This window comes from Nevskia ramosa DSM 11499 (assembly GCF_000420645.1).
Classification (GTDB): Bacteria; Pseudomonadota; Gammaproteobacteria; order Nevskiales; family Nevskiaceae; genus Nevskia; species Nevskia ramosa.
The window spans coordinates 1012641-1025237 of sequence record NZ_ATVI01000005.1 but is presented as its reverse complement, the minus strand read 5'-3'; the positions used below and the strand labels follow the sequence as shown (position 1 = coordinate 1025237).

At 65.5% G+C, this 12597-nt stretch carries 9 protein-coding genes; 5 read left to right on the top strand and 4 right to left on the bottom strand.

The window, feature by feature from the left end:
- Positions 1 to 50: 50 nt before the first annotated feature.
- Positions 51 to 1043, bottom strand: a complete 993-nt coding sequence (locus tag G513_RS21490; protein WP_022975776.1) for a carbon-nitrogen hydrolase family protein — start codon at positions 1041 to 1043, stop codon at positions 51 to 53.
- Positions 1044 to 1228: 185 nt separating this feature from the next.
- On the opposite strand from G513_RS21490, the gene G513_RS0105260 reads away from it, so the two are divergent.
- Positions 1229 to 2206 (top strand): AraC-like ligand-binding domain-containing protein, encoded by a 978-nt coding sequence (locus G513_RS0105260; protein WP_022975775.1) that lies wholly within the window; start codon positions 1229 to 1231, stop codon positions 2204 to 2206.
- 90 nt (positions 2207 to 2296) lie between these two features.
- A complete protein-coding gene (locus tag G513_RS0105255; protein ID WP_033417329.1) occupies positions 2297 to 3316 on the top strand; it encodes a zinc-dependent alcohol dehydrogenase family protein in 1020 nt (339 codons plus the stop codon).
- Between the two features lie 9 nt (positions 3317 to 3325).
- Here the strand turns inward: G513_RS0105255 and G513_RS0105250 are convergent, their stop codons facing one another.
- Positions 3326 to 3949, bottom strand: coding sequence for a hypothetical protein (locus G513_RS0105250; protein ID WP_022975773.1), 624 nt, complete (start codon positions 3947 to 3949; stop codon positions 3326 to 3328).
- Positions 3950 to 3962: 13 nt separating this feature from the next.
- Entirely contained in the window at positions 3963 to 6248 is a 2286-nt protein-coding gene (locus G513_RS0105245) for an amidase family protein (RefSeq protein ID WP_245563067.1), read from the bottom strand.
- 334 nt (positions 6249 to 6582) lie between these two features.
- On the opposite strand from G513_RS0105245, the gene G513_RS0105240 reads away from it, so the two are divergent.
- Complete coding sequence (locus G513_RS0105240; RefSeq protein WP_022975771.1) at positions 6583 to 8238, top strand: flavin-containing monooxygenase; 1656 nt, start codon at positions 6583 to 6585, stop codon at positions 8236 to 8238.
- Between the two features lies 1 nt (position 8239).
- On the top strand, positions 8240 to 9874 hold the full coding sequence (locus G513_RS0105235) for a flavin-containing monooxygenase (protein WP_028475168.1): 1635 nt from the start codon (positions 8240 to 8242) through the stop codon (positions 9872 to 9874).
- Positions 9875 to 9931: 57 nt separating this feature from the next.
- Here G513_RS0105235 and G513_RS0105230 read toward each other — a convergent pair whose 3' ends face one another.
- Complete coding sequence (locus G513_RS0105230; RefSeq protein ID WP_022975769.1) at positions 9932 to 11569, bottom strand: fatty acid--CoA ligase; 1638 nt, start codon at positions 11567 to 11569, stop codon at positions 9932 to 9934.
- A 209-nt stretch (positions 11570 to 11778) separates the two neighbouring features.
- Here G513_RS0105230 and G513_RS21485 point away from each other — a divergent pair, with 209 nt between their 5' ends.
- Positions 11779 to 12567: a helix-turn-helix domain-containing protein gene (locus G513_RS21485; RefSeq protein ID WP_022975768.1), complete on the top strand. Its 789-nt coding sequence runs from the start codon at positions 11779 to 11781 to the stop codon at positions 12565 to 12567.
- Positions 12568 to 12597 lie beyond the last annotated feature (30 nt).

The window sequence follows — 12597 nt, the reverse complement described above, 5'->3', positions numbered from 1 at the left end:
GAAACCCGTTGCCTGGATGACGGACTGGCGTGAGGCGCACCCTACGTCGGCTAGCTTCCGGTGTCCTCGGCCTCGGTATCCAGCAGATCCTTGCGCGCCGCCACCCGCGTGACCCGCTGCGGCGAATGCGGGTTGAACACCACCCGCACCACGTCCGGCCGCGAGTAATGGCCGACCGGATCGGCAGCCGCCTTGGCCAGCGCGATCAGGCTCAGGTCGATATCGGCGATCAGCAGGCCTTCCTGATCCGGCGGCAGCGGTTCGCACAGCGGGCTGCCGTCCGGGCCGAAGATCATCGCCGCGCCGCCGCCCACTTTCAGCAGCTGGCGTTTCTGCGGCGTGTCGCAAAGCAGCTCGAACATCTCCGGCGAGACGATGCCGCAGGACGCCAGCACGAAGCACTGACCTTCCGCCGCATAGACCTGGCTCAGCGCCGTGTTCAACGCCGGGCTCAACGCATAGGCCGCACCTTCGTAGACGCTGAAGCTCGGCCAGGCGCCCACGTGAATCTGCTCGTGCTGCGAATACATGATGTATTTGTTCAGCGGGTTCAGATGCTCCCAGCAGCACAGCGCGCCGAGCCGGCCGATCGCTGTGTCATGCACCTTCAGATCACTGCCGTCGCCCTCGCCGAACACCGTGCGTTCGACATGCGTGGCCTTCAGCTTGCGGCGGGCCGCGATCAGCCTGCCTTCGGCATCGATCAGCTGCTGGGCGATGTACAAGGTGCCGGCATCGCGCTCGGTATAGCCGAGCACGACGACGATGCCGTGCTCGCGCGCCGCGCGGCGAATCGTGTCCATTTCCGGCCCGTCGGCACGCGGCGAATTCTGGTGATAGCGCTGCACGAACTGCATGCCCCAGGCCGGCGAATCGAGCCAGACCCACCAGGGATAGCCCGGCAGCCAGCATTCGGGGAAGGCGATGAGCTTGGCACCGCGTTGTGCCGCTTCCTCGATCAGACGCACGGTTTTTGCGACACCGGCTTCGAGATCGAGAAAGGCCGGTGCGGCCTGGACGGTGGCGACGCGGAGTAGGGTCATGGTCGGCTCTGCTGCGGGATCGATGATTGGCGATGGCTGGCAGTTTCGGACAGAACCGGACCGATGACTGGTCTCCAGCAGAACGGCTGCTTGTCTGGGCAGGAACCTGTTGACCACAAAGCTTGCGGCAGGCCATGCCGCGGACGGAGACTGCGAGCAGCCTCTGCAGACTGGAAGGTGCGCCCATGACTCCATCAGCGATCAATGCCCTGCCGGTGCGCATTGCCTGTGATCGTGTCGAGCCGGCACAGCGCGTCGAATACTGGCGCGAGATGATCTCGTCCAGCTTCGTGTCACTGGATTGCGAGGTGCCGCAGTCGGATGATTTTTCCGGCTCGGTATCGAACGGCGAACTGCGGGACGTGCAGGTCTCGCGAGTCGTCGCCGATGCCCAGCGCGTGGCGCGAACGCCAGCGCGCATCCGGCATAGCCCGGAAGAGTTCTTCCTGCTCAGCTTCCAGCTGCACGGCAACGGCCGGGTGGTTCAGGGCGAGCGCGACGCGCTGCTGGCGCCCGGCGACTTCGCGCTCTATGACAGCACCCGGCCGTATCGGCTGATCTTCGACCAGCCTTTCGAACAGATCGTGCTGCGCTTGCCGCGTGCGCTGGTCAGCCGACGCATGGTTCGCCCCGAGCGAGTCACGGCGATTCCGTTTCGCTCCGGCCGCGCTTCGGCCAGGCTGGCCTTCGGCTTTGTGGCCGGGCTGGCGACCGAGCTGCCGTCCCTGGCACCGGCCACCCAGGCGGTGTTCCATCAGGCATTGGTCGACATCCTGGTCGGCACCCTGGCCGAGCCGTTCGAAGTGTCGCCGGGCGGCGACAGCGGCCACGGCCTGAGCAGCCGCCACGCGCTGCGCCAGCGTATCCGCCAGTTCGTCGAGGATCATCTGGCCCAGCCCGATCTTGACTGCCGACGCATCGCGGCGGCCCACGGCATTTCATCGCGCTACCTCAGCAAGCTGTTTGCCGAGGAAGACCTGCATCTGTCCGAATGGCTGTGGACCCGCAGGCTGGACCGCGCCCGTGCCGCGATCGAAGCTTCGGCATCGACCGGGCTGTCGATCACCCGCATCGCCTACGAATGGGGCTTCAAGGATCCGGCCCATTTCAGCCGGGCGTTCAAGGCACGCTTCGGCCAGTCGCCGTCCGAGCTTCGCGGCTAGCCGGAAGAGCGGTTCCTCTCAAGCTGGCACCGGCATCGACTATCGGTGGATCATGGCGGCCCTGCCCTCACCGCCTTGCCGATCTCCAAGATGACCAACGCCATCCGCATCAAGCTGCCGGCCTCACTCGACAGCCTCACTCCTGCCACCGTCGAACCGCGCGCGCCGCGCCGCAACGAAGTGCTGGTGAGAGTCCGCGCCAGCTCGCTGAACTACCACGACTACGCAGTGGTGATCGGCGCGCTGAAGCCGGCGGAAGGCCGCATTCCGATGTCCGATGGCGCCGGCGATGTCGTCGCGGTCGGCGATGAGGTGACGCTGTTCAAGGTCGGCGACAAGGTGCTGAGCACCTTCTATCCCACCTGGCTCGACGGCGAACCGGAACTCAACGGCTTCGCCAGCGTGCCCGGCGACGGCATCGACGGCTATGCCCGCGAATTCGCGACGGTGGCGGAAACCGCACTGACCAAGATGCCGGCGAACTACGGCTACGACGAAGCGGCAACGCTGAGCTGCGCCGGCGTCACCGCCTGGCGGGCACTGGTGGTCAACGGCGGACTGAAGGCCGGCGACACGGTGCTGGTTCAGGGCACCGGTGGCGTGTCGATCTTCGCGTTGCAGCTGGCCAAGCTGGCCGGCGCCACGGTGATCGCAACCTCGTCATCGGACGAGAAGCTGGAGCGTCTGCGCAAGCTCGGCGCCGATCATCTGATCAACTACAAGTCAGTCCCGGAATGGGGCGCGGCGGCGGCGAAGTTCTGTGATCGCGGCGGTGTCGATCATGTCGTCGAGATCGGTGGTGCCGGCACCATGCCGCAGTCGATCCGGGCGATCCGCGCCGGTGGCCACATCGCATTGATCGGCGTGCTCGCCGGCCGCGAAGGCGTGATCCCGACCTCCGAACTGATGCGCAAGCAGGGCCGGATGATCGGCCTCACGGTCGGCAGCCGACGCCATCAGCTGGACCTGATCCGTGCGATCGAGGTCAACGGCCTGCGTCCGGTGATCGACAGCAGCTTCCCGCTGCTCGCGCTGGGCGATGCCTTCCGTCATCAGGCCAGCGGCCAGCACTTCGGCAAGATCTGCGTCGCGGTGTCCGACGCAGCCTGAGCAGCCGCTTCAGGGCCGGCGGTACTTCAGCAATGATGACTGCCGCGCCTTGACAAGTTCAAAGCCGGCGGCCATCAGCTCGCGCCGCAACGGCCGGGACGCGGCGTCGCTGACCACCAGGACGCCACCGGGCTTCAGCGCCTTCAGCAAGGCATTGGCGACCACGCCGAGATTCACCGCGCCGAGGCTGGCGTCATCGAGCGCCGCCGCCCAGATCAGATCGAGGGGCTCCGGCGTGGCGAAGTTCTCGGCCGGCGGGCTGGACGTCCAGTAGCCGTAGACGCCGCCCGGATCCTCGCTGGACGACCACAGATCCGGCGCCGCATGAAGCTGCACTTTCAGCTGGATCGCGAAGACATTGCCGCTGACCGCAGCGGCATCGTCGGCCGTGGTGGAGACCCGGTAGACACGGCCGTCATCGCCGACCCTGCGGGCCAGAAGCCGGGTCACGCAGCCATCATCCGGCGGAAATTCGGCCACCCGATCGCCGGCCCTGATGCCGGCCCCGATGCCAGTGAACTGGGCCTGCATGGCCGAATCGCAATCCGCGTAAGTCAGCGGCCCGGCGGCTGACAGCAGTGGCCAGAACAAGGTGGCCGCTGCTGCCAGCGCGATGCCGCGTCGATGCGGCATCCTCAAGCCGGCCTCAAGGCTCGCCAGCCAGCGGCCCGAACGCAGGCGGTGCCTTGCGATGATGGGTCGCCGCCTCGTAGGCAGAGGCCACCTTGAACAGCATGCTTTCCTCGCCCGGGCCGGCCCAGAAGGCGATATCGAACGGCAGCGGGCTGCTCAGCCTGGTCGGCTTGGTGGCGGCCACGCTTTCGTATTTGCTGCCATCCTTGCTGAGCACGAAGGTCGCTTCGTACAGCGTGTCGAGGAAGCCGGCCGGCACGTGCACTTCGGGGATGCCGAGACGGGCACCATAGCCGAAGCCCAGGCGCAGATCGCGATCCGGTTCGGCAGCAGCGCCGATCTTCGCCGGCGGTGTCGACAGCGGCGGATTGACGAAGACGTCGATCTTGTTCTGCTCCATCACCTTCATCATCACCATGCGCATCGCGTCACGGCGCTTCATCGTGTAGGTGGTGTCGTAGGTGCGGATGTCGATTTCCTTCGCGCCCCAGTTCTTCGCCGCAGTCAGCTTGGCGTCGCTGAAGTACTTGGCGTTGGCGTTGAGCGTGTCCCAGTCATAGATGGTGCTGTCGCCGCGTTCGTTGAGGTACTGCGCCATGTTGAAGCTGAAGGTGTAGCCGGTGACCACGTCGTCGCCGCCCGGCGGGTTGCCGATGATCCGCCGCAGGTTCAGTTTCGCCGGCCACGGTGCCTTGTGGTTCGAGGCGGCAACCAGATACTTGCGGCTGCTGACATCCCAGCCCGGCACTTCGAATTCCGGCTTGCCGTCTTTCTTCCAGGCCAGCACTTCGGGCATGTGGAACGGCAGCACTTCGGCCATCGCTTCCTGGAAGCCGAAGCTCAGGTTCGGGATCGACGGATCATCCGGGTATTGCGGATCGACGGTCTCGACCAGCTCGGCACCGAGATCTTTCAGCACCTGCAGCTCGCGGTTGATGCCATCGACGATCGGGCCATCGCTGGCCGTGTGCTTGACCATCAGCTCGCGGACCACGCCGATGCGCAGGCCGGCCAGCGGCTTGGCCGTGCCGGCCGGGGTCAGCGCGCTCTTGTACGAGGTCTTGGTGGCGATCACCCGCGGCAGCGAGGTGTAGGGATCGCGGGCATCGAAGTAGCTGCCGGTCTTGCTGTCGCGGAAAGCGTCCATCACGGTCGCGGTATCGGCCACCGTCTTGCAATGGATGCCGGGACGATCCTGATAGGGATTGGCACCGATGGCGCCGCCGAACGAGATCATGCCCTTGGTCGGCACGAAGTTGACGACGCCGTTGTGAGTGCCCGGATTGCGGCAGGAACCGCCGGTGGTTTCGCAGATCGAGCAGACCACCAGATTGGCCGCGACCGACGTGCCGGAACCACCGCTGGAGCCACCGGTTTCGCGCTCGGTGTCATACGGATTGCAGGTGGTGCCGCCCCAGGTTTCGCGGGCGCCGCCGGTGCCGATCGACGGCTTCTTGACCTTGTTCGCACCGCCGGGATCGCCGCTGCCGCCGTTGTACTCGGCGTTCAGCGCGTGGGCGAAGATGATCGCGCCGGCGCTGCGCATGCGGGCGATCAGCGTCGAATCCTTGGGTGCCGCGTCCATCGCGTACTTCGCATCGGCGCCGCCGGTTGAGCGCATGTCCTTGGCGTCGTAGATCGCCTTGAACGACATCGGCACGCAGTACATCGGCATTGCCGCCAGGTCCGGATTCCTGCCGTACTGCTTGTCCAGTTCGGCGGCACGCTCGATGGCGTCCGGCTGCTGGCGGAAGCTGTCGCAGGCCTTCGGGCAGCTGGCCGGCAGCGCGCCGGTCGCGGCATCGCATTCGGCCTTGCAGGACACCGAACGCTCGCCGCGGAGATTGATCGTATCCAGGCCGCTGATCTGCTTCGCGTTCGGAATGCCGGCGACCATGCCGTACTGCTGGAACACGGAAGGATCGGACATCGTCGCTTCCATGTGGCCGTAGTCCGGCGCATCGCCCTTGTACTTGCTGAAGTCCGGCACCAGGCTGCTGAAGGCCACGGTCTTGGTCGGGAACTTGATCGCCGCGCCGCCGCGAATGGTGCCTAGCACGCTTTTCGCTTTCGCACCGTCGGCAGTCACCAGCGCCGTGCAGACGCCGTTGTAGGCTTTGGAGCGCGCCACATAGGCTTCGACGATCTGCTTGCAGCTGACTTCGCCGGAGCGGATACCCGCATGAATCTGCTCGATCGAGGTTTCCTGCAGATGAAAAGCTTTATCAGCCGCGAGTGTGGTACCTGCGCTTAGCGCCAGCGCCGACATCACGAGTATCTGTAGTCCCTTACGCAGCATCGCTATCCCCTCCGCAGCAGCCTGGACCGTGGAATGACGATGCCGGCGTCCGGTACGGAATCGTCTGGGCTGAACTTCAACCGATCGAAAAAGGTTTCAGTTCAGTCCTACCGTTACCGACGTGCGCAGGAGCCGATCCCCTACCCGGCCGACGGTAGCGACCGAGGCGACGATCGCCGAACGGCTTGGCCCAACAGCGTGCTCGACGGATAGCAGGTTGATACACGCGCGCAGCGAGCTTCTCTTGCTACCGTCGATTCGAATGCGGATCGCTGGGCAGATGCGCCGACGCTTCGGACCACCTGGCACCGGTGAAGCAACCAGGAGAGATGCAATGGCAGCGGATGATTTCGCAGCGAAGCTCGCAGCCGAATGGCACGAGGTGTTGATCATCGGCGCCGGCTTCGGCGGACTGCGGATGCTGCATGAATGCCGCGAGATCGGGCTCGATGCGCTGGTCCTCGAGGCCGGCAGCGATCTCGGTGGCACCTGGTACTGGAATCGCTATCCAGGCGCGCGCACCGACACCGAAAGCTGGGCCTACTGCTTCTACTTCTCGAAAGCACTCAATGACGGCTTCACGTTCAAGGAGCGCTTCGCCACCCAGCAGCAGTCACTCGACTACCTGAACCACGCGGCCGACGTGCTCGCGCTGCGCCGCGATCTGCGCTTCGGGCAGCGCGTGGCTTCCGCACATTACGACGATGCGCAGAACCTCTGGACCGTCATCACCACGACTGGCGCACGTCACGCCTGCCGCTATCTGGTCAGCGCCAGCGGGCTGCTGTCGGTCACCTACAAGCCGCCGTTCCGCAACGTCGATGCCTTTCAGGGCGAGACGTACATCACCGGCCACTGGCCAAAGACGCCGGTGAACTTCGCCGGCAAGCGGGTCGCCGTGATCGGCACCGGTGCGAGTGCTGTGCAGGCGATCCCGATCATCGCCCACGAAGCTGCACAGCTCACGGTGTTCCAGCGCACGCCGAACTACGTGATGCCGGCGCGCAATTACGTCATCACCGACGCCGAGCAGCGCGAGCTGCGAGCCGGCTTCGACGCGATGGTCGCGCAGTGCCACCGGCAGATCTTCGCCTTCCCGATGGAAGACTCGACGCTCGCCGTCAAGGACGTGTCGCCCGAGGAACAGCAGCGCGTGCTCGAACGCGGCTGGGAAGCCGGCGGCTTCCGCTTCCTGTTCGAAACCTTCTACGACCTGCTAATCGACCGCGAATCGAACGAAGTCGCCGCCGAGTTCGTGCGCCGGAAGATCCGCACCATCGTCCGTGATCCGGTGACCGCCGAAAGGCTGTGCCCGAAGTACCCGCTGCTGGCCAAGCGGCCACCACTGGGACACTTCTACTTCGAGACCTTCAATCGCCCGAACGTGACGCTGGTCGATGTCGGCGACGATCCGATCGAAGAGATCACGGCAACCGGCGTCAAGACCGGCAGCCGCGAATTCGGCGACTTCGACATCATCGTCTACGCGACCGGCTTCGATGCCTCCACGGGAGCCTTGATGCACGTCGACGTGCGCGGCCGCGCCGGCCAGTCGCTGGCCGACACCTGGAACCGCGAGGTCCAGACCCAGCTCGGCATCTGCATGAATGGCTTCCCGAACCTGTTCATGATCTCCGGGCCGCAGGCACCGTTCGCGAACATTCCGATGGTGATCGACCGCGCGGCGAACTGGATCGGCGGTGCGCTGCGCCACCTGAAAGCGACCGGCCAGGACTGCATCGAAGCCCGCCCTGAAGCTTGCCGGGCCTGGACGGACTACGTGCAGATGCTGCTCGACGCCACCCTGCTGAGCGAAGGCTCGAAACTCCATTCCTGGTTTCTCGGCGCCAACATCCCCGGCAAGAAGTCCGCGCCCTTGTTCTATTTCGGCGGCGCGCCGCGTTACTTCGGTGAGATCGACCAGGAAGCACAGGCCGGCTATCCGGGCTTCGAGCTGTCGTCCAGCCGCGTCATCGGCGAGGTGGCCTGAGATGAATGACGAACTCGAACTGGCGATCATCGGTGCCGGCTTCGCAGGCCTGCACATGCTGTACCGGGCCGTCGGCAGCAAGCGAAACGTGCGGCTGTTCGAAGCCGGCAGCAGCGTCGGCGGCACCTGGCACTGGAACCGTTATCCGGGCGCGCGGGTCGACGTCGAAAGCATGGCCTATTGCTACGCGTTCTCGCCGGAACTGCAGCAGGACTGGGACTGGACCGAACGCTACTCGCCGCAGCCGGAACTGCTGCGCTACGCCAATCATGTCGCCGATCGCTTCGGCCTGCGCGAGCACATCCAGCTCGACACCCGCATCGTCACCGCCGTGTTCGACGAAGACCGTCATCGCTGGACGCTGACCACGCAGACCGGCGAACGGATCCTGGCCCGCCACTGCGTCCTCGCCACCGGCCTGCTGCACGCGCCGAAGCGCGTGCAGATTCGGGGACTGGACAGTTATCGCGGCATCCAGGCCTACACCTCGCAATGGCCGCAGGGCATCGATCTCGCCGGCAAGCGCGTGGTCGTGATCGGCACCGGCTCGTCCGGCATCCAGACGATCTCGGAGGTCGCGAAAATCGCCTCGCATCTGACCGTGCTGCAGCGGACGCCGTCGTATGTCATCCCGGCGCGCAACCATGTGCTGGACGAGGACTACCTGTGTCAGATGAAGGCCCGCTACGAGGAACTGCGGCGGCGGCAGTTCGAGTCGATGGGCGGTTTCTTCCCGCTGGCCTTCCTCGATGATCCGCACCCGAAGTTCAATGCGCTGGAAGTGAGCCCGGAACAGCGCAAGGCGATCTACGACGCCAACTGGGCAGCCGGCGGCCTGAGTTTCTACACCGCGTTCAAGGACCTGCTGCTCGATCCAGCCGCCAACGAAACCTGTGCCGATTACGTGCGCAGCAAGATTCGTGAAGCAGTGAACGATCCGGCGACAGCCGACAAGCTGACACCCCGCTATCCGATTCTCGCGCGCCGGCTCTGCGCCGGCACCGGCTACTACGAGGTCTACAACCAGGCCAATGTCGATCTCGTCGACGTCAATGCATCCCCGATCGAGGGCGCAGTGCCGGAAGGCCTGATGGTCGGCGGCAAGCTGCTGGCCTGCGACGTCATCATCTTCGCCACCGGCTTCGACGCGCTGACGGGAGCGATCGAGAAGATCGACGTGCGCGGCCGCGGCGGCCGCACCATCAAGGCGCATTGGGCGGAAGGCGTCAGCACTTACGCCGGGATGATGTGCGCCGGCTTCCCGAACCTGATGATGATGAACGGGCCCAGCAGCCCGAGCGCCTTCTGGGCGCCGATCCAGATCGCCGAGTACCAGGCCGGCTGGATCGAACGCTGCCTGAATCATCTCGCCCGAACAGGACTGGACTGCATCGAAGCGCGGCCCGAGTGCGAGGCGCAGTGGATGCAGACCGTCGAACAGATCGCCGCGCCGACGCTGTTCGCGCAAGTCAAGAGCTGGTACTTCGGCGACAACATCCCGAACAAGAAGCACCGGATGCTCGTCTATCTCGGCGGCTACGCGGCCTACTGCGCCGAGTGCGAACACGGTGCTGCCGACGGCTACCAGAACTTCGAATTGAGTGCGGTTGAATCGCGCGCCGCCGTCGCCGTCTGATCGAACGCCGCCATCGACCCTTGCGGGGCGATCTGTCGGGCCTGCCGCCGCTGCTGATCAGGCCGGACCGACGTAGCGCGCCCGCAGCGCTTTCTTGTCGAGCTTGCCGACGCTGGTCTTTTCCAGCGCATCGACGAACAGCACGCGCTCCGGCACGGCGTACCTCGGAATCGCCCCCTGCTCCGCGAACGCCTGCAGATGCTCGCGGATCGTGTCGCCCGTGCAGGAGGCGCGATCGTCGTCGCGCAGAACGATCAGCGCCATCGGCCGCTCGCCCCAGGTCGCATCGGGCACGCCGATGAAGGCCACTTCGGCCACGGCCGGATGGCGCGACGTCAGGCTTTCCAGATCGAGCGAGGAAATCCATTCGCCGCCGGACTTGATCACGTCCTTGATCCGGTCGGTAAGTTGCAGGCTGCCGTCGGGATGCATCACGCCGAGGTCGCCGGAATGCATCCAGCCGCCGCGCCACAGCGCTTCGGACGTGTCCGGGTTGCCGAAATAGCCCTGGGTGTTCCACGGCGAGCGGAACACGATTTCGCCGACGCGCTTGCCGTCCCGCGGCAGCACATTCACCTCGTCATCGACGATGCGCACGTCGCAGAGGATCGCCGGCCGGCCGCCACGGGTGCGCAGGACGGCCTGGGTGTCGAGATCGGTCGCCGCTTCCTCGCGGCTCAGATGGTTGATGACCTGCATCGGCCCGGTTTCCGACATCCCGTAGCCGGTGAACACGTCGATGCCGCGTTCCAGCGCCTGCCGGGCAAGGCCCACCGGCAACGCGCTGCCGCCGATCAGGAACTTGAAGCCGCGCAGGTCGAGACCGGCCGCCGAAGGCTCGTTCAACACCATCTGCAGCAAGGTCGTCACGCAGTGCGAGAAGCTGGCCTTCTCCTGGCGGATGGTTTCGATCACCTTCTGCGGCGTGTAGCGGCCGAGGTAGACCTGCTTCATGCCGAGCAGCGTCGCGGCGTACGGCCAGCCCCAGGCATGGGCATGGAACATCGGTGTGATCGGCATGTAGACGTCGTCTTCGCTGACCCGCCCCTGCGCGGGCGCGGTGCCGTAGGTCGCCAGCAGGGCCATGGTGTGCAGCACGATCTGCCGGTGGCTGTAGTACACGCCCTTCGGCAGCCCGGTGGTGCCCGAGGTGTAGAAGATCGTTGCCCGAGTGCGCTCGTCGAAGTCCGGAAAATCGTAGTGGTCCGAGGCCGCCGCCATCAGCGTTTCGTAGCTCCCGACGTAGCGCGGATCCGGCGTGTGGAAATCGTCGATGCCGATGATCGTCCGCACCGTTTCCAGGCCGTCCAGGATCGGTGCCAGCAGCGGCAGGAAGTCCGGATGGACGATCAGCACTTCCGCCTGCGCATGGTTCAGCGTGTACAGGATCTGCTCGGCGGACAGGCGGATATTGACCGTCTGCATTACCCGGGCAGTCATCGGAATCGCGAAATAGCCTTCCAGGTATCGGTGACCGTCCCAGTCGAGGATCGCCACCGTCGCTTCCGGCGAGACACCGAGGTCATCGAGCACATTGGCCAGACGCGCGATCCGGCGAACCAGTTCCGGATAGCCGTAGCGCAGGCCGTCCACCGACACGATTTCGCGCGTCGATGCGCGCGCGATCGGCGTGATCAGCAGTTGCTTGATCAGCAGCGGAAATTCGCAGGCCGAAGGGGTGACGTCGATGATCATGGCGGCGCAAGAAGGTGAAGGCCGGGGAAGCCGGCGACAGGCCACGATCCTGCGCGATGCGCCGGCTGTCTTGACCCAATCGGCTGACCATTCGTCAGTCGGCGCCCGGCAACCCTTCTTCGAGCGGCCCGGCCAACATTAAAGTCCGGGGCAATCGATGAGCGCGTGATCCCAATAGACGCTCGAATTCATGCGAGGAGACCGCAGTGATGGCATCGACCCTGGTATTGGCAGCGCCTGTCCGAAACCCGGCCCATTCGGCTGCCGAGCCAGGACTGCTGATCACCCACGATCGACTCGCCTATTACGGGGACTTCGGCCGGCCGAGCCGGCGTTGCCTTGGCTGCTGGGCTTTCTATCTGTCGATAGACGTGCCGTTCACGCTGCACGAAGACGGCCGGGAAGCCCGCAGCGCCCGCTTCGCGCTGGTGCCGCCCTGGACCCCGCACCGCGTGCTGCCCGGCGGGACTGATCTCGCCGTGCTGCTGGTCGAGCCCGAATCGGTCGACGGCACGGCGCTGCAGGCCACGCTGATGGCAACACCGGCTCGTCGGCAACGAACGGCGGCCGCGCTTGCCGAAGGCTTCAGCAACACGCGGAGTGCGGAGGCGGACATCGACATTCAATTCTTCGGCAGCGCCTTGCCGCAGCGCCGGCTCGATCACCGTATCCGCCGGGTGGTCGACCTGATCGTCAGCCCGGAGACAGCGCAGCTGAGTGCCGAGCAGTGCGCCGCCCGGGTGTTCCTGTCGCCTTCCCGATTCATGCACCTGTTCACCGAGCAGACCGACACGACGTTCCGGCGCTTCCGTGCCTGGAAGCGCGCGCGCCGATTCCTCAGCCTGATGGCCGGCAATCCGCGCCTGGTCGACGTGGCGCTCGATGCCGGTTACGCCGATTCGACACACCTGAGCCGCTCGGTCCGCAACTGCTACGGCTATACGCCATCGACGCTGTGCGCGTTCACCCGCGGCCTGACGGTATTCGCCCAAAGCTGAGAGCGGCGCCAGAGGCTCACTGAGCCCCAC

Bases quoted from the DNA above. Each gene is read 5' to 3' on its own strand.
- G513_RS21490 (WP_022975776.1), bottom strand. From the start codon at position 1,043: ATGACCCTACTCCGCGTCGCCACCGTCCAGGCCGCACCGGCCTTTCTC.
- G513_RS21485 (WP_022975768.1), top strand. From the start codon at position 11,779: ATGGCATCGACCCTGGTATTGGCAGCGCCTGTCCGAAACCCGGCCCAT.
- G513_RS0105240 (WP_022975771.1), top strand. From the start codon at position 6,583: ATGGCAGCGGATGATTTCGCAGCGAAGCTCGCAGCCGAATGGCACGAG.
- G513_RS0105235 (WP_028475168.1), top strand. From the start codon at position 8,240: ATGAATGACGAACTCGAACTGGCGATCATCGGTGCCGGCTTCGCAGGC.
- G513_RS0105230 (WP_022975769.1), bottom strand. From the start codon at position 11,569: ATGATCATCGACGTCACCCCTTCGGCCTGCGAATTTCCGCTGCTGATC.
- G513_RS0105260 (WP_022975775.1), top strand. From the start codon at position 1,229: ATGACTCCATCAGCGATCAATGCCCTGCCGGTGCGCATTGCCTGTGAT.
- G513_RS0105245 (WP_245563067.1), bottom strand. From the start codon at position 6,248: ATGCTGCGTAAGGGACTACAGATACTCGTGATGTCGGCGCTGGCGCTA.
- G513_RS0105250 (WP_022975773.1), bottom strand. From the start codon at position 3,949: ATGCCGCATCGACGCGGCATCGCGCTGGCAGCAGCGGCCACCTTGTTC.
- G513_RS0105255 (WP_033417329.1), top strand. From the start codon at position 2,297: ATGACCAACGCCATCCGCATCAAGCTGCCGGCCTCACTCGACAGCCTC.